A 20,834-nucleotide genomic window follows, 5' to 3' on the forward strand; every position below is an offset into this window, starting at 1 on the left:
GAGGAGAATGCAAAGATGAATCCAAGTACAAAGGACAAATTACAATATAACGAATTGAAGACACTCGTCCAAAGCTATTGTGTAAGCAGTCTGGGTAAGCAACTAATCCATCAGCTCGAACCAAGTTCAAACCTCAAAGTAGTGAGGCAACGTCTCATTGAAACAACGGAAGCCCGCGCGATTCTGGATACCGAGGGACATGTGCCGCTGCTGGGGATTTCGAATATTAAATTCATGATGGAGAAGCTGGACAAAGGGATGGTGCTGGATCCCTCCGAACTGATTGCCATTGCTGATTTTCTCCGGGGTTGCCGGAAAGTCAAGAAGTTCATGACCGAGAAGGAATTCTACGCTCCTAAGCTAAGTGCTTATGCCAACTCCATGTGGGATTTACAGAACATTGAAGATGCAATTCACCAAGCTATTAAAGGGAATCGGGTGGACTCCGGGGCGAGTAAAGAGCTCAAACGAATTCGCAAGCATATTGATATTGCCGAGGCGAAGATTGAGGAGCAGCTGCAAAAGTTTCTGAAGAACAGCGCGAACAAGGAGGTTATTCAGGAGTTTTTTGTCAGCAAAAAAAATGACCGCTTCACCATCCCGATTAAAGCTGCCTATAAGCATCAAGTGGCTGGAACGATTGTCGAAATATCTTCCAAGGGATCGACTGTGTTTATGGAGCCGTTAACTGTTGCCAAGTATAACGCAGAGCTTTCGGGTCTCAAGATGGAGGAGGGGATGGAGGAGCTTCAGATTCTGTCGGCTCTATCGGATTTAGTCGCAAATCAAACCCAGCCGATAACGGTCAATATTGATTTGATTAGTCTGTACGATATGATTTTCGCCAAAGGAAGATTTAGCAAAAGCATGGATGGAATCGCACCTAAAGTGAACGACCACGGGACGATTAAGTTGGTCCGATGCAGGCATCCGTTATTGTCCGGAGGTGCGGTTCCGCTGGATTTTGAAATTGGCGATAGATATCGCAGTTTGGTCATTACGGGTCCGAATGCGGGGGGCAAGACGGTTGTCCTGAAGACGGTCGGTTTGATCGCGCTGGCGGTGATGTCCGGATTTCACATCGCGGCGGATGCGTCTACCGAAGTGGCTGTGTTTGATCGTATGTTCGTTGATATCGGGGATAATCAGAGCCTGGAGAATGCGCTTAGTACCTTTTCGTCCCATATGAAAAATATAGCCGAGATCATGCGCCAAGCGAATCGGAACACGTTGTTGTTGTTTGATGAGATTGGTAGCGGAACGGAACCCAATGAGGGTGCGGCACTGGCCATTGCGATTCTGGAAGAATTTTACCAAATGGGTTGTATGACGGTTGCGACCACGCATTATGGAGAGATTAAGGAATTTTCGGAACGGCATCCGGATTTCATGAACGCAGCCATGGCATTCGACAACGAGACCTTAGAGCCGCAATATAAGCTACTGATTGGGCAATCGGGCGAGAGCAATGCGCTTTGGATCTCGAAGAGGATGGAGTTGAAAGATGCGGTATTGGGGCGGGCGAAGCTGTATATGGAGAGTAAGAACTATCGGTTGGATCTCCTTCATGAAAGTAAAGTGATGAAGAAGCCGGTAGTGGCACTTACGGATGAAACGGAAGTTGTACTCGAGGAGTACGGGATGGGTGATCGTGTGCGGTTATTGGAGCATGATGAACCCGCGATCGTGTACAAAGGCCGAGATAGCTTCAACCATATGACGGTTTTATTTGAAGGGCAGCTCGTAGAGGTGCATGCCAAGCGGGTATCCTTAGAACTACGAGCCAGCGAGTTGTATCCTACGGGATATGATCTGAATACGCTGTTCACCAGCTATAAAGACCGCAAGTTTCAGCACGATATGGAGCGTGGCTCGAAGAAGGCGTTGCGGCAAGTGCAGAAGGAAATACGGAAGCAACGGGAGTGAGAGGATCGTAGCTTTAGAGCGTCCTCCTGGATGATGGAATTAAAGGGCTTTTGACCCGTAGCGTACTTCCATCGTACAGAGGCGCTCGTTTTTTTACAAATCTGTAATTTATCCATCTACAGGAATCTAACGAGGAACAACAGCGAAAGCAAAACAAAATTAAGTCTTATACACCCTGACTTTCAGGAGATTTTTCTTGAATAATAAAATGCACCAAAAAATCAGTTTACTAAATGGGGGGGCTTTATGTACGATTATATAAGCATCCATTCTGAAGATTATTCGAAGAAAATTAAGTCGAAAGTTTTGGAACAATACTTAACTTCCATGTTCGGATTCACAACAGTGAGCCATCTCGTATTCATCAAAGAAGTCAGTGGGGAGTTTATAAGGATAACAGGAATTCCTGCTAATTCAAATGGGAATTATGCCATATACACACTTGAGGGTGTAGAAGAAATAAAATTAATTGAAATTGATGTACCAATGAAACTTGATGACTCCGTAGAATTAGCAATAACGGACATCACTAACGCTATTGTCAAAGAGTTCTCATGGATAATTGATGAAGACCATGGATTGAACGATTGAACTGGGAACGATAGTCAAATGAAAAGGGAGCAGATCGCCGTGGCCGGCAACTGTTCCCTTTTTCTTTGAAGTAACGGGCAGGATACTTGAATAACCTTACGGGTAAAATACCCAGAAAGGGAGGCGTATTCCTATGTCTTGGAGGGGATTAATAAATTCAATCATACTACAACTTTGCGTATTTCTGATTGTAATTATTGGTGTTATGTCAGCATTTGATGATTCAGTGGTAGCAGCCCCTAACGTAGGAGGACTGAAGAATATAAGCCCATATGATCCGTATGTTGCCCCCCATGAAAACATAAATTTGATGAACGAGGCAATGTTGTTCGAACTTTACTCACGAATAGAAAAGGCTGTCATTTTGAAGTTCGGGGACATTAAAGCTTCATCTTATGAAATAGTTGGTGTAAGAAAGGATGGCCATGGTGGTTTTAATGTAAAGGTTACGGGATATGTGGAGCATGGAGCAGTCGTTGATTATGTTGAAATAATTTTAGGCTCGCCGCAGTTCGGTAGTGAATTAGTAGTAGAGAATATAATAATTACTGGAACTAAGAAAAAAGTGAATTAAACAGGGAGCAGATTGCCGCGTGCAGCTACTCCTTGTTTTTATTAAGCTAAAGGGCAGGATACTTAAATCAATTCACGAATACCAAAGGTATGTAATTTCAGTGTTGCGGATATTACTTTTGCGGAGGGTTCCGAATGGACATTGAATGGATTAATGAGAACTACAATGAAGCAAGTAAAATACTTGACTCACCTTGGGAAGTTTATGAATGGGCTGATTCACTTTATCCTGACTTTGCAGGAGGTCTAAGAGTTAACGTTGGATATGCAACTCCAGATGATAAGGTTTACGCATATTTAGCCGAGCACCTTCCAAAATGGGCAAGCAACAATAATGTAAGAATTAATGTTAATACTTCACAGGATTTAGTAGATGGAAAATGATATATAAGATTTGGATAACACCGTGTAAAGAGTAACCAAAAATTACTATTGAAGTTTCGAATCGTTAAGCTAACGGAAACGTTTGTTCAATACACAGCAATGGGAGGCTGCCGGCACGATCGGTAGCCTTTTGCTCACCTAAGGGGCAGGTTAACGTGGTAACTACGCAGAATTATTATTCATCATTTAGAGGATGGGTGACCGTAATGAAGGTGCTAATTAAAGAGGAATTGATCGAGTTAGTAAGGAAAATTATGAACGTTGAAGGCAGTGAAGAAATCGATAACATGATCGAAATTCTCAAATCTAACGTCCCGCATCCTGAAGTTAGTGATTTAATTTACTGGAATGAAAATGAACTCACAGCAGAGCAAGTGGTTGAACAAGCACTAAGCTATAAGCCCATTCAGCTATGAACATTGCGCTAAAGGATAACTATAGTTCTGCTTCGTGGCAGATCCTATTTTGTTTATTGAAGTAACGTGCAGTTTAGCACAACATTGTTGTCTGCAAAAAAATTCAGATTCCCCCTTGAACCTTACGTTACGTAATGATTTATAGTGAACGTAACAGCAGGACAAAACACAGGACAACGGCCGAAGAATCAAACAAGATAAATTTGAGATCGGAGAAGAAACGGACATGAGAAAACTCGTATTAATTAGCAGTCATATGTGCGGGATTACGAATGGGCAGTTTAGATTAGTAGTTAATGTATAATCTAGATATCCCTCATGAAAAAAGGAGAACTGAAAATGAGAAAACTCGTTCTATTTCTGCACGCATCGCTTGACAGTTTTGTAGAAGGGCCGAATGGTGAAATGGACATTGGCTGGGTTTCCTACGATGCTGATTTGGAGAAACACGCGAAAGAAATTCTGAGTACTGCTGACACTGTCATTTGGGGACGTGGGACTTATCAGATGATGCACAGTTACTGGCCATCTGTGCCTTCGAATCCATCATCATCACAGCATGAACGGAATCATGCCGAGTGGATCGAAAAGGCAGCCAAAATCGTTTTTTCCACGACGCTGGAGAAAGTCGAATGGAACAATTCCAGACTGGTGAAAGAAGATGTCGAGGAAGAGATCAAGAACCTCAAACAGCAGCCAGGCAAGGATATGGTCATCCTCGGCAGTCCTAGGTTAGCACACTACCTTATGCAGCATGATTTAATAGATGAGTATAAAATTACGGTTTCTCCCGTCCTGATCGGCAGCGGGTTGCCGTTATTCCAAGGTCTCAAGGAGAAGGTCAATCTTAAACTTATCGAAAACAAGACATTTGATTCTGGAGCCATAGGCCTCGTTTACCAGACGGTTAGATGACCTTGTCTCCTAATGTAGATTACGCTAAGAGAAACGATTGTTCAATCTTTAGAGGTGTAGGTGTAATATGCAGAAAGCCAATTGGATCCATTACGGAACATAAGCGATGGTGAAAAGATATGGGCTGGGACAAAAGTAAGACTTTACAATGTTGGTTTGAATGTTTCAAATAAGGATGATGACTATTACGAATATTTAGTGTCTTTCATCTTTGATAACAACGAACATCTCCAGCTAACGAACCTCACACAAGGCAAGGCAGGAAATATTCTTTGTGTTGTTAAGAAACATACACCAAATAATTATTCATTAGGAAAAACTTTGAAAGATATGATTGGACTTGAAAATACATTTGTCCTTTTCGAGTAAAGTTGATTGAGCTAACTGGGAACGATAGTTGAATAACACACATTAGATGAGCAGGCACTGCGGTGGCCTGCTCATTTTATTAAGCTAGCTGGCAGGGTAGCTTAATAACAAAGGAGAAATTGATTGATAACATCATAAAAGCGAGGACCCCGCGAATTATATCGCAGAGTCCTCTTATAGTGGGAAGCGGTTTATTTCAAAAATGCACTTCTAATGCTAAGTCTTACTCAAAAAGTATCGAAGCAGAAATCTCGATCTTTTTATCCTTCTTAGTGTTTTCATGGTGAATCAACAACCATGAGTCGCGATAGTTATAAATAATGCTTACAAGTAAGTCAATGATCTATTTTGGACCCGGTACGTGCCGGCAGGAGATGTACTTTGATACCAAATAAAAAACGCCACCCTCTAACGGGCAGCGTATATTGCGTATTTGTTGCATAATCAGTTACAGGATTACAGCAAAGCATTTCAGGCGGTTTGTATCTTCTATAACATGAGATTCATGATTTCATCGTTTTCTTCCACTCTTCATGGGATGCAGCGAGCTTTTTCCAGATACCGTCCTTTTCCGCACTGTCATACTGCACCAGATGCTCTCCGAAAACATCCCCCATAATCTCTAGCCAACGGGCTTTGTCTGTTATTTCGATTTTTACTGTACCATGCCGGTCGGTTTGGCTAAAGATGCATCCTCTTAACTCGCTGCTCACGTTTGCGGTCCGGTTCCGGATTAGCAGCATATTGACCCATGTCGATTCAGGGTTTGTGCTTAAATAGTCATGATTCGCTTGAAAAGGCTCCATGCTGGTTATGGCGGCAGAATGATAGTCAACGCCTGCATATGGGGCAGCAGGATGGTTATCCAAGCGCCAGCCGCCAGGGTCTACCATCGAACGCTTAAGCGCATAAGTAAATGGCCCTTGTTCATACACGCCGGCGGATAGGAGAAGAGGTTCATAGGGCATATCTCCGAGACCAACATCGACAAGCCACGATTCACGATCTGATTCCGGAAGGGAAACCATCAACCCCAAGTGAAAATGATCAATGCGGGGCTCCTTGGCATGTGCCTGAACGCCTGCCGGGTGAATAGCCACCCGATAGCCTAACGATCGAAGCAAAGTGTAGAATGCACCATTTAGGTGAAAGCAATATCCGCTTCGGTTTTGCAAAATGAGCTTCACGGAATGAAGAGGATCGATGGAGCCGGGCTTTCCGGCGAAGGCATCTAGCGATTGCCACGGAATTTTGGCAACGTGTGCCCGATGAAGATCAAACAAAAAGGACTTCGTGGGCGGCTGAATATCGGATATCCCAAGCCTAAATAAATACTTCTTAATCTCAATTATAGTCAATAATTCGTTCATCAACTGGCCACCACCATATTATTCGAAAATATACAATTAAGAACATATGTTCTTTCGATAGTATATAGCGCATGGAACGAATTGTCAATTTTAAGCTGAGATCCGGTGTCCGATTAACTAGTAGCGCTTAAGGTGACACAGATGATTCGCAGATTCAAGCGTCTACAACCCATCATCGTGACGGTAGCTTAGGATATCTGAACAAAAGTGGGGGATTACGCTCCGAACGAAGAACATTAGTTAAACAATCTAGGAGCAGATCGCGGCAGCTGCCATTTTGTCATTTAGCTATTGGAGAGGAGAGCATTTAAAACAAAGGAATTATGCATAACCGTATATAACTAAGTGAATATCCAATTTATGAAAAAATTATTACAAGACATTAAGGTGGATGATTCGTATTCAAACTATATATGTCCGTGTTCGTCATTGGTTATTTTGGTACGGAGTTTATGATTTCTGCAGTCAGAGCTGTAATGATGAAGTTACACTTTATTCTGATCAGGATCAAAAAAACTATTTAGGTTATTTTGAACTTACAACAGTGACAGGTCTTAATAACTTATTGAAATACGATATGGATATTATAGGCGATGACAAAGAGTATTGTAACGAGATTGAACAATTCATAAGTGGAAGCCAAGATATTCATTATCATTACATATATCCAAGGGACTCAGAAGATGTATCTCGACAAGTTTCTCATTTTGCTCCTACTAATATAGATGGCTATAAACCAGTCTATATTGATATGTGGACAAAATTATCTAAATCGTGGGACATTGATGAGATTAAGAAAAGCGTGAGAATACTTGCAAAAGATTTTTTAGACTTGAATATAGAAAATGTTTAGATGATAGATATTCCAACTTATGCAGAAACAAATATCATACGAACAAGATTATAAGCCTTTCATATAGGTAAGTTGATTAAGCTATCGGGAAACGTTAATTTAACGAATTCTAGCTACCACCCAATTACGAAAACCGGATTCCTTTGTAGAATACAGGGTCCGGTTTTTTCATGTAATGAATTGCTTAGCGCACGATTTTTTTCCGTTTCGTGAGGTGACCCTACCATGACGATTTTTACAAAGAAAAAGAATGGGAGAATTCTGAAAACAAGTTAAATTGATACCCCGCAGATGATGGCTTGAAATCTAATGGGCGCTTAGATTATTTTATGTTGTGGATGAGTACATCGTGTATAATTATATCGTAAAGATTGGCAAAAACTCTATTTGAAGGTTTTCAAGGATGGTAGAGTTGAATCGCAAGAAATCAATGTCTAACAATATATATCGTGGTATAATGCTGATCTCAACAAATGAAGGGGATATAAATGAACAAAGAAGATGTTAAGCAACGTATTAAGGATTACCAGCAGGCAGAAGGAGTGCATCCTCTTACTTGCGGAAACAACAGTAAACACGAGAAATTATACCCTAAGGTGCTTGAACAAGGGTTGGTACTTCTTTGCCCAAATTGCAATTACACTCAAACATACATCCCGGATCTTTTTTTCGATGATGGTTTTTATGAGTGGCTGCGAGGCATGAAGAGCTTAATTTAAGTCGAAGGCGGTAAATAATTTTGAAAAGGATACTTACAGTAGTATCAACAATCTAATTCCCAAACAGCCTGGCTGTGTCGTAAAACACGGCAGGCTGTTTTTTTTTTATGTTAGAATTCCTGATCTTGGCAAGATCCACGGACTGGTTCGGAGACTTGATCAAAAGCGCTGCAGCATCATTTTGGATTATTTTGTTTAATAAGGATGTACTAAAGTGCAGCGTTAAACTAACGGGCAGTATAGCGGAACAACACGAATGACAAACTAGGTAAGACAATATCAAGGGAGATCTTGGAAAAGAGGTTTATTTTCTTAGACCGCGAAACAGCAGGAAGGGAAAAGTATGGGGTATATAGTTGGTGGTCTTGTACTGTTGGTAGTATTGGTGATTATGTTTATGTTTGTTATGTTCATTAATTTTGGTATTACTCCTAATGATGTCAAAGAACTGTATAAATTGCTTAGAGGAAGGTTATCCATATTTACAACATTCATAGTCGTAGTCGTGATATTAATACTCCTATTTTCATTGTGGATAGCGTTCGACACATTTACTGGTAAATTGCAAATTCAATTCTAAAATAATAATATTAACTCAAAAAAGGGGTTCAAGTTCACGTAACGGAAACGATAGCTAAATAAACGACCAAAACAAGGCTACCGGTGAAACGGTGGCCTTTTCTCACGAACGGGCAGGATAGTTCAAGGGCGTCAAGTTAAGTCATGTCATTTAGCAGGTGGAAATCCTGCTTGGAAAGACTCTAGCCAAGTCACCAATAGCGAGTCTTGGAGCGGTAAGGGTAACCTTGCAGTTTAAGCGTAGACAGGTAGATAGTAGGCCGTGTGATTGAGCCTCGAAATAACTGCAAAGATGGGAAGGTCGACGGATTTTGAACTCTCGGAAGACCACAAGACAAACAGCGTAACAGGCGAGTTGTTTGCCTCTTCCTCGTGGTCAGAGAGCAGGGCATGCTAGACAATGATGACATGGGATCTTGAGAGATCCTATCGGCTCTGCGGCAGCGAGTACTCTTTAGGAAAACTCCCGCAGTATGAACAGACAACTCGGAAAGGGAGGGTGTTCAAATGGCACGATAGGAAGTCGGATAACTTCATAGTACAGTTGTCCGAAGGGCATCTGGAAGGAGGTTACAAATTATCACTCTCGCTAAGGAAACATGAGCTACACACAGGGGTAGGTGCACACATGGAAACAAAACTAGCAAGAATAGCTGAAATTGCGAAAAGACAACCCAAAGAACAATTCACATCGATGTACCACTTGCTGAATAAGGAACTGTTGCGACAGTGCCATGAAGAACTGGATCCGAACAAAGCAATCGGGGTGGACCAAGTGACTAAGGCGAAGTATGCCGAGCAGTTAGATGAAAACCTCGAGGATTTAGTGGGACGGCTTAAGCGGAAAGGGTATCAACCGCAACCCGCACGTCGAACGTACATCCCAAAGGACGAGAAAAGCAAACGACCGTTAGGCATCGCAGCATATGAAGATAAAATCGTACAATCGGCGTTAAATAAGCTGTTGCAGCGAATCTATGAGCAAGATTTCTTAGACTGCTCCTACGGATTTCGCCCGCAGCGAAGCTGCCATGGAGCCCTCATCCAGTTGGATCAGATCATCGACAAACAATCGATTCAATTCATCGTGGACGCGGACATCTCCGGTTTCTTCAATCACGTAGATCACGAGTGGTTGCTAAAGTTCCTGAAACTTCGCATCGGAGATCCAAATATCCTCCACCTCATCCGCCGAATGTTGAAAGCGGGAGTGCAGGAAGAGGGACGACTGGAGCCGACGGAGGAAGGAACCCCACAGGGTTCTATTATCTCCCCACTGCTTGCGAACATTTACCTGCACTATGTCCTCGATCTATGGTTCGAGAAACGTGTGAAGAGGCAGGGCCGAGGAAACGCATTCATGGTGCGATATGCTGATGATTTTGTTTGCTGCTTTCAATACGAGGCGGATGCGAGAGAGTTCTATGAGGCACTGATCCAACGTTTAAAAGAGTTCAACCTGAGCATTGCGGAAGAGAAGACGAAGATCATTCGCTTCGGAAGTAAAGCAGAAGATTGGTATAAAAGGAATAGTGGTGAAAGACCGTCCACTTTTGACTTCCTAGGTTTTACTCATTATTGCAGCAAGAATGCAAAGGGGACATCCTTCCGGGTAAAGCGCAAAACAAGCGCGAAGAAATACAAGATCAAACTCAAGGCTTTCGGGAGCTGGATGAAACAGCATCGCCATGAAAAGCTGGAAATCTTGATGGCAACGATTCGCAGGAAATTAACCGGGCATTACCAATATTATGGGATCACGGATAATCACCCCAATCTAGTCAAATTCAAGAGAGAAGTGGAAAAGGCGCTGATGAAATGGTTAAACCGCAGAAGCCAAAAAACAAAGCTTCAATTGGGAGAGTTTCAACCAATTTCTTAAGCGGAATCCCTTGCCGGAACCCCGCATTTATGTGAATATCTATGGAAAACGCAAGGCTAAGGCCGTTGTTCAGTAAGATGATTTGAAGAGCCGTATGCGGGAATTCCGCACGTACGGATCTGTGAGGGCTTGCAGGTTCAACCTCAAATAGGTAGGCCTGCATTCTACTCGACTCAGTTAACGAATACTTCAAGTAGGGGAATTAGTGGAGTTCGTGAATAGGTCGCTAGCTGAAATTACTGAAAGGAGTTCAAAAAACTGAAAATACACTTAATACAAATAATTATTCATTTTATAATTATCATCTCAGTAAGCTTTTCATTATTTCAAAAGTACAATGAAAATAGACTGATTGAAAGCAATATACAAACGGCTTTAAAGAAGTATATTGGAAATTACTGTAACGAAGAAATTAAAGTTATTAAAGTAAATGCTGATTTTACTCAACCAACAAACTGGATGCCCTTTAGTGGTAAGTCAAAGTGGTATGCTGTGATAGATAAGGAAGAAAAGTACAAATTTTCAGGGGATTTCGGGAAAAAGATAATTTCTTTACAACAAAATATGTGTAAACCCAAAAATGAAGGAGCATGGATTTTAGATAGTAATTCAAATGAATTTGTTTTAGTTAGTGGGCCAATCGACATGGATGTAAATGGCGGGTTATCAAGAAGTTTAGAAATGTTTTATTACTGTTTTTACTTGCTTTATATATTACTTATATTGATTTATTGTATTTTTCACTTTAAGAACATCTTGAAGTTCATGAGAAATGAATTAAAAAAACTTAGTTAACGATATAACCATTTCTTAAATAATTGAAGAGGTCAGTAATTTCAGCTAACACGTATTCCCGCTGCGGGGCTGACGCCTCTTGGTCTGCTCGAGCATTTCGGGGAATTTCATCCCGATCTTCATTACGCTCTAACGGATAACGATAACTAAATGAACGATAGAAAGAGGCTGCCGGGATCGGTGGCCTTTTCTAACCTAATGGGCAGTATGATCTGGTGACTAACTTGAAATTTATGAGTATAATTGTGATAAATTGATCGAGAAGGTGAACAGAATATTTAAAATCAGTTCTTTTTTTCTAAATCTTATACAAGATACGATTTCTCTTCATACAAATAATACTTGCAAATTACTAGAGGAACACGAACATGCTTTTTCTATGGCATATCATTTGAAAGACAACGTTATTAAATATAATCTATCTTCTCTAGAGAAGATGAAAGAAAATGGCCCACTAAAACATTTATCAGACGAGGAATTCTTGGAAGTATGCATATATCACGAATTGGGTCATTATCTGGATTATAAAAGGAATCCGGACAGGTCATCCGTAAAAATGAAGAATGATAATCCTGAACTTGAATTTCTATTTATGGGAGAACAGAATGCTTGGAGATATGGTAAAGAGATACTTCCACTATATCGTAACGATCTCTCCAAGCATTTTGATACGCTGAATGAATCAAATATCGCCTACTGGAAAACGAATAGGATGAATAAAGCATAAGAATCTAAGATTATCACGAGTTAAACTAACGGGAAACGATAGCTTCATAACAAAGATCAAACAGGCTGCCGGTGTAAACGCGGTGGCCTGTTGTACTATTCCAGCTAATCAGGTTTTTCTTAAGTAACGAGTATAGATGTAAAAAGTGATCTAAGGAGCTTTATATGTCTTCTTTTTACTGATATAATTATGAACTAATCTTATTTGGCAAAGGAATAACACCAATGGCGACTATTAAGGACGTAGCGGAAAAAGCAGGGGTCACCGTTACAACAGTATCGCGGGTCCTCAACAATCGTGGTTATATCAGTCAGGCAACACGGGAAAAAGTACACCGAGTCATGAAAGAAATGCAGTATCAACCGAATGAAATTGCCCGGTCCCTGATTGGGAAAAGATCGATGATGCTCGGAATGATTATTCCTACGGTCGCCCATCCATTTTTCGGGGAATTGGCCAATTACATTGAAAACCATGCTTCATCGTTAGGTTACAAAATTCTTATATGTAATTCGAGAATGGATCAACTCAAAGAAAAAGAGTATATCGATATGCTCAAAAGTAATCGGGTTGAAGGCATTATCATGGGAAGCCATACACTGGATGTTCATGAATATACACAGCTTCAACAACCGATCGTCACGTTTGACAGGTTTATTACGGGGATTCCTTACGTTTCGTCGGATAATTATCACGGTGGGGTGTTAGCCGCTGAATTGCTTATCAGAAAAGGATGCAAAAAGATTGCCCTTATCTGTGGACGGCGTAATCCTGATTTACTCGGTGACCTTCGATCGGAGGGATTCTTGAAAACACTAAACAGTAAATCTTTGGAACCGATTGTCATAGAACTCGGTCCCGATGTTTTTGAGAACGTACAATACGAACGTGTAGTTGAGAATCTGCTTGATGAATATATGGAAGTTGACGGTCTTTTTGTAACCAGCGATATGATTGCCATCAATGCGATGAAAGTATGTTCGTCAAGGGGGATAAAAATACCGGAACAAATCAAGCTGATTGGTTACGACGACATTCAGTTTGCTTCTCTTATGACTCCAGGGTTAACAACGATAAAACAACCTCTTGAAGAAATGAGTAAACTTGCTGTTGATCTCATAGACCAACTTGTGGCAGGAGAGAAAGTTGCTATGGAAAATATGCTTCCCGTTACGATAGTAGAACGGAGTTCGACATAAGAAAAAAACTTTATCTGATAGGGATAAAGTTTTTTTAAAAGCGAACATGTCAAACGATTGACATGTCAATCGTTTGACATGTATAATGTGTTTGTAAGCGCTTCTCTTTTGATAAAGCATATTTGTAGGTTGATATTTTCGTTTGAGAAAACGGTTTCTAAGCTTTTCGTAATAAATGACCTTTTTGATTATTTCTGGGGGTGATGTGGAAACATATTCGCAAAGTGGATTCAAACGGTAATATTCAAAAATAACGAAATCATTCATTCTTTTTATGAGAAAAGGGGAGGCACAAAATGAAAAAAATCAGTCTTGTTACTTCGATGACCTTGACACTTGCAATGATGATTACCGCTTGTGGAGGGAATAACGCCAGCTCTGGCACTTCTTCGACAACTCCAGGCGCTAAAGAAACAGCAGTAGGAACTGTAAAGCCTGTAAAAATCACTTTCATGAATTCGAAAGCTGAAATTCAACAACAAGTTGGAGAGGCTGCGAAAGAGTTCACTAAGGTCAATCCCAATATTACAGTTGAAGTGTTAACAACGGCGGATGGACAGTCCCCGGTTGAGAGAACTTCGCTGCTTTACGCTTCAGGCACACCAGCAACGCTAACGATGTTAGATGCCGGTGACATTACAAAATTTAAAGATAAAGCTGCCGATCTTTCGGGTGAAAAATGGGTAAATGATCTGGCGCAACCTAACCAAATCGATGGAAAAACCATGGCATTTCCATTTGCCGTTGAAGGATATGGGCTTATCTATAATAAGGCGGTTGTCGACAAGGCAGTGGGTGGTACTTTTAATCCGGCTACGATCAACACCACTGCGGCACTAGAAGATCTTTTCAAGAAAATTGAAGCTTCCGGGACAGCAGCATTGACGATCGGAAGCATGGATTGGTCCTTGGGTAACCACTTCTTGGCCATTGATTACGCTACACAACCGGATGGCGATGTTAACAAATTCCTGGATAGCTTAAAAGCCGGTAATGTGAAAATGGCTGACAATGCTGCGCTCAAAGGATTAATGGACACCTTCGATGTCATGAAGAAATATAACAAAGGGAAAAATGATCCGCTTTCTGTCAGTTATGACCAATCTTCCGCTGCTGTAGCAAAAGGTGAAGCGGCGATTACGTTCAACGGTAACTGGATGATTGGTGATTTGAATAAAGTGAAAGCAGGAGGCGAATACGGCTTCATACCGGTTCCAATAAGTAACAATGCAAGTGATAAAGCGAACTCCGCTATTGCGGTTGGGGCGACGAAGCAAGTATTTATCGATAAAACCGCGAATACATCGGAGCAACAAGATGCCGCTAAGAAATTCTTGAATTGGATCGTTTACGAGCAAGCAGGCCAAGACTTCCTGGTGAACAAAGCTAATGTCATTCCAGCATTCAAAAATATTACACTTGAACCTAAGGATTCTCTTTCAAAAGCGATCAAAACATATAATAATGCCGGCAAATCCATTCCTTTTGCTGGGAACTATGTCCCGGGCGATCATTGGAAAGTGCTTGGCGCTTCGATGCAAAAGTATCTTGTCGGTAAAGATGACCGCGCTGCATTAGCGGCAGAAATTCAAGACTACTGGAAAAAAGTGAAGTAAATATAGTTATCAGTGAATATATGAAATGAAAGTCGATGGATGAAACGATCAAACTCGTCCATCGACTTTCAAATTATCACACATAGATAGAGAAGTGGAGGAGAACCAAATGATTTCTGAAAAGAGCCCGGTTAGAAGAATTAGTAATCAACTCTTTTTTACAGGACCAACAATACTGGCGTTCTTTGCTGTTATCGCGATCCCCTTCCTTTATGGAATTAATATGACATTCTTCAAATGGGATGGTATTTCATCCAGTATGCCGTTTACGGGAATTAGTAATTACGTTGAGGTTTTTAAGGATGGCAAGTTTTGGGACGCCATGCTGCTGACAGTTAACTATGTTGTCGTTACAGTCGTATTAGTAAATGCTGTAGCATTTTTCTTAGCTTATTTGGTGACGTCTGGAATTAAAGGGCAGAACTTTTTTCGTACGGCATTTTTTACGCCAAATTTGATTGGTGGCCTGGTTCTTGGATTCATTTGGCAATTTATGTTTAACAGTTTTTTTGTGAACATCGGCCAAACATATGGATTGTCTGTCTTAAGCAAATCCTGGTTAGGAGATGAGCATAAGGTATTTTGGGCGCTTGTCATTGTCAGTGTTTGGCAATATGCAGGGTATATGATGGTTATTTTCGTTGCCGGATTAATGAGCGTCCCCCGGGATATTTTGGAAGCAGCTACGATCGACGGTACAGGTAGTTGGAAGAAGCTTACGCACATGGTACTTCCCTTGATGGTACCGTCCTTTATCGTTACCGTTTTTCTTACCTTGCAGCGGACCTTTATGGTCTATGATATGAACTTGTCATTAACGAAAGGAGGCCCCTTCGGAAGCTCGGTCATGGCTTCAATGCATGTTTACGACAAAGCGTTTAAAAGCTTCGACTACGGAGTAGGTCAAGCAGAAGCATTTATGCTCTTTTTCATGGTTGCGGGCGCAACGATTCTTCAGGTTTATTTTAGCAAGAAACTGGAGGTTGAAGCCTAATGAAAGCGCGCCAACTCCTTCAGCAGACACTTGTATTTATGGTTTTAGCAGCCGCGTTGATCATATTCGTTTTTCCATTTGTGCTACTAATCTTAAACTCTTTCAAAACAAATGCTCAAATCATTGGGTCGCCGATTTCCTTTCCGACGTCCTTTCATTTTGCAAACTTCAAAACGGCCATTATCGATATGAATTACTTTGGCAGTTTTATAAATACATCGTTTATCACTTTCGTAAGTGTTGCATTCATATCGCTTTTTTCATCGATGACAGCTCATTATTTTGTAAGAAACCGCACGAAATTCAACAATACCTTGTTTTTCTTGATGGTGTCGGCGATGATCATTCCATTTCAAGCGATCATGATTCCGTTAGTATCCATTTACGGGCAAAAACTAGGATGGATTCAATCCTCGCCTAAGCTTACATTGATGTTCATGTATATCGGTTTTGGCGCCTCGCTTGCCGTGTTTATTTATCATGGATTTATGAAAAGCGTACCTCTTGAATTAGAAGAAGCGGCGCTGATGGATGGCTGTAATCCTCGGCAAACGTTTTTCAAGATTGTTTGGCCGATATTAACGCCGACTTCCGTTACCATTGGGATTCTCAATGTTTTATGGATCTGGAATGACTTTTTATTACCGGTCATCATTCTGCAAAATGCAGGTAAAGAGAACCTGACTCTGCCTTTAGCTATTCAAGTATTTAATGGAACTTATTCGGCAGATTATGAGAAATTTTTGCCTGCAGTATTAATGGTTATTTTACCCGTTTTGATTATTTATCTCTTTGTCCAACGCTTAATCATTCAAGGAATTACGCAGGGTGCAGTAAAGTAGTCGGATATTTTATTAGGTTAGCTTTATAAACAATTCAGCTTCGGAAGGGTGCCTCGTGAACAACTATACAACAGCAAGAGCAGATCATTTTATTCGAGAAAATAAGCAACATCTTTGCACTGATTATCGTCTCCAGTTTCATCTAATGAGTGAATATGGCTGGATGAACGATCCAAACGGGTTTATTCAATATAAGGAAAATTTCCACTTATTTTACCAGCATTACCCGTATAAACCTTTTTGGGGCCCAATGCACTGGGGCCATGCGATCAGCAGCGATTTGATTAAATGGTCTTATCTGCCTGTCGCTTTAGCTCCCGATCAGGAATATGACAAGGATGGGTGTTTTTCGGGAAGCGCTGTAGAAAAAGATGGGAAATTAGTGTTGATATATACAGGGCATGTGATGACTGGCCCGAACAAGGACATCGATTACGTTCAAACGCAAAGCATGGCTCAGTCCGAGGATGGTGTGAATTTTGAGAAAATCGCTCAGAATCCGGTTATACCTACTTCTCTTATTCCAACAGGAGCTAGCCAGAAGGATTTCCGGGATCCGAAGGTGTTTGAACGGGACGGAAAGTACTACGTAGTGCTCGGTTCAAATGACGGTAGCGGAAACGGTGTCATTTTGTTATACCGATCCGAAGATTTACAGCGTTGGACTTTCATTAACGAAATAGCGAGAAGCGACGGGAGTATGGGCGATAATTGGGAATGTCCGGATTTGTTTCAATTGAGTGACCGGGATGTTCTGGTGATGTCACCGCAGCGCATGCCTTCTCAAGGATATGATTATCATAATTTACATTCAACGGTGTCCATGTTGGGTCGATTAGATACAGAAAATGGAATTTTTGATTACAACAATTACGAACCGATGGATTATGGCTTTGACTTTTATGCACCGCAAACATGTGTTGACAATAAGGGGCGACGCATCGTAGTTGCCTGGATGGATACCTGGGAGGCGGAAATTCCAACGCAGCAAGGACACAATTGGGCCGGAGCGATGACGCTGCCGCGAGAGATGAGAATCGTCAATGATAAAATCATATATGTACCGGTGGAGGAAATAAAAACATATCGTTCAAAGCCTTATGAGTTGCTGGACTTTGAACTTAACGGGAAACGAAATTTGGATTGCTATGGTGACAGCTACGAGCTGGAAGTCGTATTTGATGCGGCGGTAGCGGAAGAGTTTGGTTTGATGCTTCGGGCGGACGAAGAGGAATACACGCTCATTTCATACAGGCTCGATGATAGCTTGCTGCGGTTTAACCGCGAACGGTCTGGGATTGGTCCCAAAGGTGAGCGAATAACCAAGGTTGATCTTAGAGATAATCAGTTGATGCTCCGAATATTTGTAGATCGTTCTTCAGTGGAAGTCTTTATCCAGGATGGGGAGAAGGTCATGACCGGACGCATTTATCCAGGACCAGAGTCGAACGGCATTCATATATATGCTCACGGAAAGTGCCGTGTCGTTTCATTGCGCAAATGGGATATTCGTTAAGGAGGAACGCCAGATGGGAACTGTTTATACGATAGGAGAAGCACTCATTGATTTTATTCCGCTGGAAACCGGCATTGAACTGAAACATGTAAGCGGCTTTCAGAAAGCGGCGGGCGGTGCTCCGGCCAATGTGGCCTGTACGGTTGCTAAGCTCGGTGCAAAGAGCGCATTTATCGGAAAGCTTGGACTTGATGCGTTCGGCGACTCTCTAATCGAAACGATGGAATCAGTCGGGGTTGAGACTCGATACGTGTTTAGAACCGCTGAAGCGAATACGGCTTTGGCCTTCGTTAGTTTGAAAGCTGACGGAAACAGGGATTTTTCTTTCTACAGAAATCCGAGCGCTGATATGCTGCTCGCACAAGAAGATATCGGAGAGCAATGGTTTACTGAGGGGGACATTCTGCATTTCTGTTCCGTTGATTTAATCGAAGCCCCGGTGAAATATGCGCACTTAAAGGCCATACAGACTGTTAAACAAAACGGAGGAATTGTCAGCTTTGATCCGAATGTGCGACTTCCGTTATGGCAAGATAAAGAAGAATGCAGAAAAACGATACAACGCTTTATTCCTTTGAGTCATCTGATCAAAATTAGTGATGAAGAGTTATCGTTTATTACGGGAATTGATGACGTAGAAGAAGCGATTTCTTCCTTATTCGTTGGCGATGTAGAGCATGTTATTTATACGCGGGGTGCTGATGGCGCAGTTTGGTACACGAAAACCGAACGCATTCCGGTTACAGGACATCGGGTTCAGGCGGTTGATACGACCGGGGCAGGAGATTCTTTTATTGGGGCTGTGTTATTTCAGTTAAGCAAAGAGAATTTGAAGATAAGTGATATTTCTAATGAACAAAAGATGAAGATCTTGTCTTTCGCCAATGCGACGGCGGCACTAACAACAACTCGGCATGGAGCTATTCCTGCTTTGCCTTCGTTTGAAGAGGTAAATAGTTTTTTGAATATCAAGTTAACTCCGCATCACTCAAACAGTAAGATGCTTTAAGGTGATCGTATGCGTGGATAACAAGCAGTAAGAGGCGATTTCAATTTGAGGTGACATATTGTGCGGTCATTACCGGATGACGAATTGTTAAATATTTTAAATAATGCCACAATTATAAAATTAGATACTCAATTTGTTGAAATGATTCAACACGAAATGGATCGGCGGAAATTGAAAATCGAATTTTCGTTCATTGAAGAAAAATTTAAATATCAAGTTAGCTTCGTAGAACTCAAGCGATTAGATCCCGATAGGTAATCGTTTCCGCCGTCTTCCCTTTGATGTCCGGAATCACCTGCATCTTAACGTATTGCGGCGGCCCCTGATTGTTTAGCGATACGCCTACAAGTACTGGGCTTTGTTCCGTACAGCGACCGCGTTTGCCACCCTCTGTCGGCGCGCCAAAGAAAGCGTCGTCTAGTTCGACCAATTCAGCGAGTCGATAGTTTGCGCCGCGATCCCCCATGGCCTTCCTGATTTTGTGGAGCAACAGCCATGCGGTCGGGTAAGTCAATTCGAGTTCCCGCGCAAGGTAAGTAGCGGAAACGCCGCGCTTGTCGTGCGCTTCCAGATAGATCGTCCAAAACCAGGTGAGTAAAGGCGTGTGGGTTTTATGCGTGATCGTCCCGGCTGTCACCGACACTTGAAGCTTGCGACTCCTGCATTGGTAAAGCTTCCGGCTTTCAAGAAAGTAGCACGCTTGATGCTGGCATTTCGGACAGTAAAATCCTTTTGGCCAACGGATTTGGAACAGATGCTCGCGGCAGGCTTGCTCCGAGTTGAACTTTTCTTGAAACCTTTTGAGCGTAATCGTTTCTTGTCGAGCCATGACAACCACTCCCGAACAATTGTTTATATTTATTTTTTGTTAACATGGCAGGATGGAATAGATGTTTAGGATTATGACCAATCGTCTCTAACGGCGATTGGTATTTTTATTTTCATTACAATATCCTCATCATACGAACGGGCAGCATAGTTAATAAGGGAAATCACAATCCGTCATAGAATGATTTAGAGGGATGGACTTGAATTGGAATCTATTATAAGCATGCGGATGTCAATGAGTTAGAATGCGAAAGTAAAGATAGAAATTGGAGAATTGAAATGAGTGAGTGGCCTGAGAAGTTATCCGTTTTTTGCAGCGGACAGTACCTATCTTTATTCATTTGGCGGCAGCTCAAAAAGGAGGAACGCCCTTTACCTGCAGGGGATATGGCATCCGGCTAGAATTCGAGTCTGAGCTATTATGGATTTATATTTTGAAAAGCCAGTGGTTACGTTTAAAAGAATACATGGAGCGCCAAAGAGAGTTCAGATTCGCAAGGAGGACGAGATGACTTATGGGTTAAGTTACAATTTGGAACTGTGACTTGAACTATTTCTTTGCCACAGTTTGAAGCATTTTCTTGCCGCCAGTACTGTGTCTCGAAAATTCGAATTCGCTGAACTAAACATTCCTGTTAGTCCTAAGAATTGGACTTTGAAAGAAAAGGAGCGCCTCGGTATGATGGGTTTGTCAAAGGTTTTAACCCAACACCATCAAGGAGGCGCTCTTA

At 41.7% G+C, this 20,834-nt stretch carries 21 protein-coding genes; 19 read left to right on the forward strand and 2 right to left on the reverse strand.

What is annotated here, in order from left to right:
- Positions 1-15: 15 nt before the first annotated feature.
- From AC58U0_RS35185 to AC58U0_RS35215, 7 genes are all read left to right on the forward strand, one after another.
- Positions 16-1,926: an endonuclease MutS2 gene (locus AC58U0_RS35185; protein WP_497383355.1), complete on the forward strand. Its 1,911-nt coding sequence runs from the start codon at positions 16-18 to the stop codon at positions 1,924-1,926.
- A gap of 246 nt (positions 1,927-2,172) precedes the next feature.
- Positions 2,173-2,517 (forward strand): hypothetical protein, encoded by a 345-nt coding sequence (locus AC58U0_RS35190; protein ID WP_497383356.1) that lies wholly within the window; start codon positions 2,173-2,175, stop codon positions 2,515-2,517.
- Between the two features lie 133 nt (positions 2,518-2,650).
- Positions 2,651-3,091 (forward strand): hypothetical protein, encoded by a 441-nt coding sequence (locus tag AC58U0_RS35195; protein ID WP_497383357.1) that lies wholly within the window; start codon positions 2,651-2,653, stop codon positions 3,089-3,091.
- A 134-nt stretch (positions 3,092-3,225) separates the two neighbouring features.
- Positions 3,226-3,474 carry a hypothetical protein gene (locus AC58U0_RS35200; protein ID WP_497383358.1) on the forward strand — a complete coding sequence of 83 codons (249 nt, stop codon included), beginning with the start codon at positions 3,226-3,228 and terminating at the stop codon, positions 3,472-3,474.
- A gap of 155 nt (positions 3,475-3,629) precedes the next feature.
- The gene (locus AC58U0_RS35205) at positions 3,630-3,890 is read left to right on the forward strand and encodes a bacteriocin immunity protein (protein ID WP_497383359.1); all 261 of its coding nucleotides are present in this window, start codon (positions 3,630-3,632) and stop codon (positions 3,888-3,890) included.
- Positions 3,891-4,229: 339 nt separating this feature from the next.
- A complete protein-coding gene (locus tag AC58U0_RS35210; protein ID WP_497383360.1) occupies positions 4,230-4,805 on the forward strand; it encodes a dihydrofolate reductase family protein in 576 nt (191 codons plus the stop codon).
- A gap of 81 nt (positions 4,806-4,886) precedes the next feature.
- Positions 4,887-5,174, forward strand: a complete 288-nt coding sequence (locus AC58U0_RS35215) for a hypothetical protein (RefSeq protein WP_497383361.1) — start codon at positions 4,887-4,889, stop codon at positions 5,172-5,174.
- A gap of 503 nt (positions 5,175-5,677) precedes the next feature.
- On the opposite strand, the gene AC58U0_RS35220 is transcribed toward AC58U0_RS35215, so the two are convergent.
- On the reverse strand, positions 5,678-6,544 hold the full coding sequence (locus tag AC58U0_RS35220; protein ID WP_497383362.1) for an arylamine N-acetyltransferase family protein: 867 nt from the start codon (positions 6,542-6,544) through the stop codon (positions 5,678-5,680).
- A 391-nt stretch (positions 6,545-6,935) separates the two neighbouring features.
- Here AC58U0_RS35220 and AC58U0_RS35225 point away from each other — a divergent pair, with 391 nt between their 5' ends.
- From AC58U0_RS35225 to sda, 11 genes are all read left to right on the forward strand, one after another.
- A complete protein-coding gene (locus tag AC58U0_RS35225) occupies positions 6,936-7,397 on the forward strand; it encodes a hypothetical protein (protein ID WP_497383363.1) in 462 nt (153 codons plus the stop codon).
- A gap of 488 nt (positions 7,398-7,885) precedes the next feature.
- On the forward strand, positions 7,886-8,116 hold the full coding sequence (locus AC58U0_RS35230) for a hypothetical protein (protein WP_497383364.1): 231 nt from the start codon (positions 7,886-7,888) through the stop codon (positions 8,114-8,116).
- Between the two features lie 1,207 nt (positions 8,117-9,323).
- Positions 9,324-10,577, forward strand: a complete 1,254-nt coding sequence (gene ltrA / locus AC58U0_RS35235; RefSeq protein WP_497383365.1) for a group II intron reverse transcriptase/maturase — start codon at positions 9,324-9,326, stop codon at positions 10,575-10,577.
- A 1,276-nt stretch (positions 10,578-11,853) separates the two neighbouring features.
- Positions 11,854-12,099 carry a hypothetical protein gene (locus AC58U0_RS35240; RefSeq protein WP_497383366.1) on the forward strand — a complete coding sequence of 82 codons (246 nt, stop codon included), beginning with the start codon at positions 11,854-11,856 and terminating at the stop codon, positions 12,097-12,099.
- A 224-nt stretch (positions 12,100-12,323) separates the two neighbouring features.
- Positions 12,324-13,298, forward strand: a complete 975-nt coding sequence (locus tag AC58U0_RS35245; protein WP_497383367.1) for a LacI family DNA-binding transcriptional regulator — start codon at positions 12,324-12,326, stop codon at positions 13,296-13,298.
- 296 nt (positions 13,299-13,594) lie between these two features.
- Positions 13,595-14,914, forward strand: a complete 1,320-nt coding sequence (locus AC58U0_RS35250; protein WP_497383368.1) for an ABC transporter substrate-binding protein — start codon at positions 13,595-13,597, stop codon at positions 14,912-14,914.
- A 109-nt stretch (positions 14,915-15,023) separates the two neighbouring features.
- Positions 15,024-15,908 carry a carbohydrate ABC transporter permease gene (locus tag AC58U0_RS35255; protein ID WP_497383369.1) on the forward strand — a complete coding sequence of 295 codons (885 nt, stop codon included), beginning with the start codon at positions 15,024-15,026 and terminating at the stop codon, positions 15,906-15,908.
- Positions 15,908-16,750 carry a carbohydrate ABC transporter permease gene (locus AC58U0_RS35260; RefSeq protein WP_497383370.1) on the forward strand — a complete coding sequence of 281 codons (843 nt, stop codon included), beginning with the start codon at positions 15,908-15,910 and terminating at the stop codon, positions 16,748-16,750. The genes AC58U0_RS35255 and AC58U0_RS35260 overlap by 1 nt, the downstream gene beginning before the upstream one ends.
- Before the next feature lie 55 nt (positions 16,751-16,805).
- A complete protein-coding gene (locus AC58U0_RS35265) occupies positions 16,806-18,266 on the forward strand; it encodes a glycoside hydrolase family 32 protein (RefSeq protein WP_497383371.1) in 1,461 nt (486 codons plus the stop codon).
- Between the two features lie 13 nt (positions 18,267-18,279).
- Entirely contained in the window at positions 18,280-19,275 is a 996-nt protein-coding gene (locus AC58U0_RS35270; protein ID WP_497383372.1) for a carbohydrate kinase family protein, read from the forward strand.
- A gap of 60 nt (positions 19,276-19,335) precedes the next feature.
- A complete protein-coding gene (gene sda / locus AC58U0_RS35275; RefSeq protein ID WP_497383373.1) occupies positions 19,336-19,533 on the forward strand; it encodes a sporulation histidine kinase inhibitor Sda in 198 nt (65 codons plus the stop codon).
- On the opposite strand, the gene AC58U0_RS35280 is transcribed toward sda, so the two are convergent.
- Positions 19,508-20,104 carry an IS1595 family transposase gene (locus tag AC58U0_RS35280; RefSeq protein ID WP_497383374.1) on the reverse strand — a complete coding sequence of 199 codons (597 nt, stop codon included), beginning with the start codon at positions 20,102-20,104 and terminating at the stop codon, positions 19,508-19,510. The two genes, sda and AC58U0_RS35280, sit on opposite strands and share 26 nt — an antisense overlap.
- A gap of 278 nt (positions 20,105-20,382) precedes the next feature.
- Here AC58U0_RS35280 and AC58U0_RS35285 point away from each other — a divergent pair, with 278 nt between their 5' ends.
- Positions 20,383-20,505 (forward strand): hypothetical protein, encoded by a 123-nt coding sequence (locus AC58U0_RS35285; RefSeq protein ID WP_497383375.1) that lies wholly within the window; start codon positions 20,383-20,385, stop codon positions 20,503-20,505.
- Positions 20,506-20,834: the final 329 nt, after the last annotated feature.

This window comes from Paenibacillus sp. J31P190 (genome assembly GCF_059692075.1).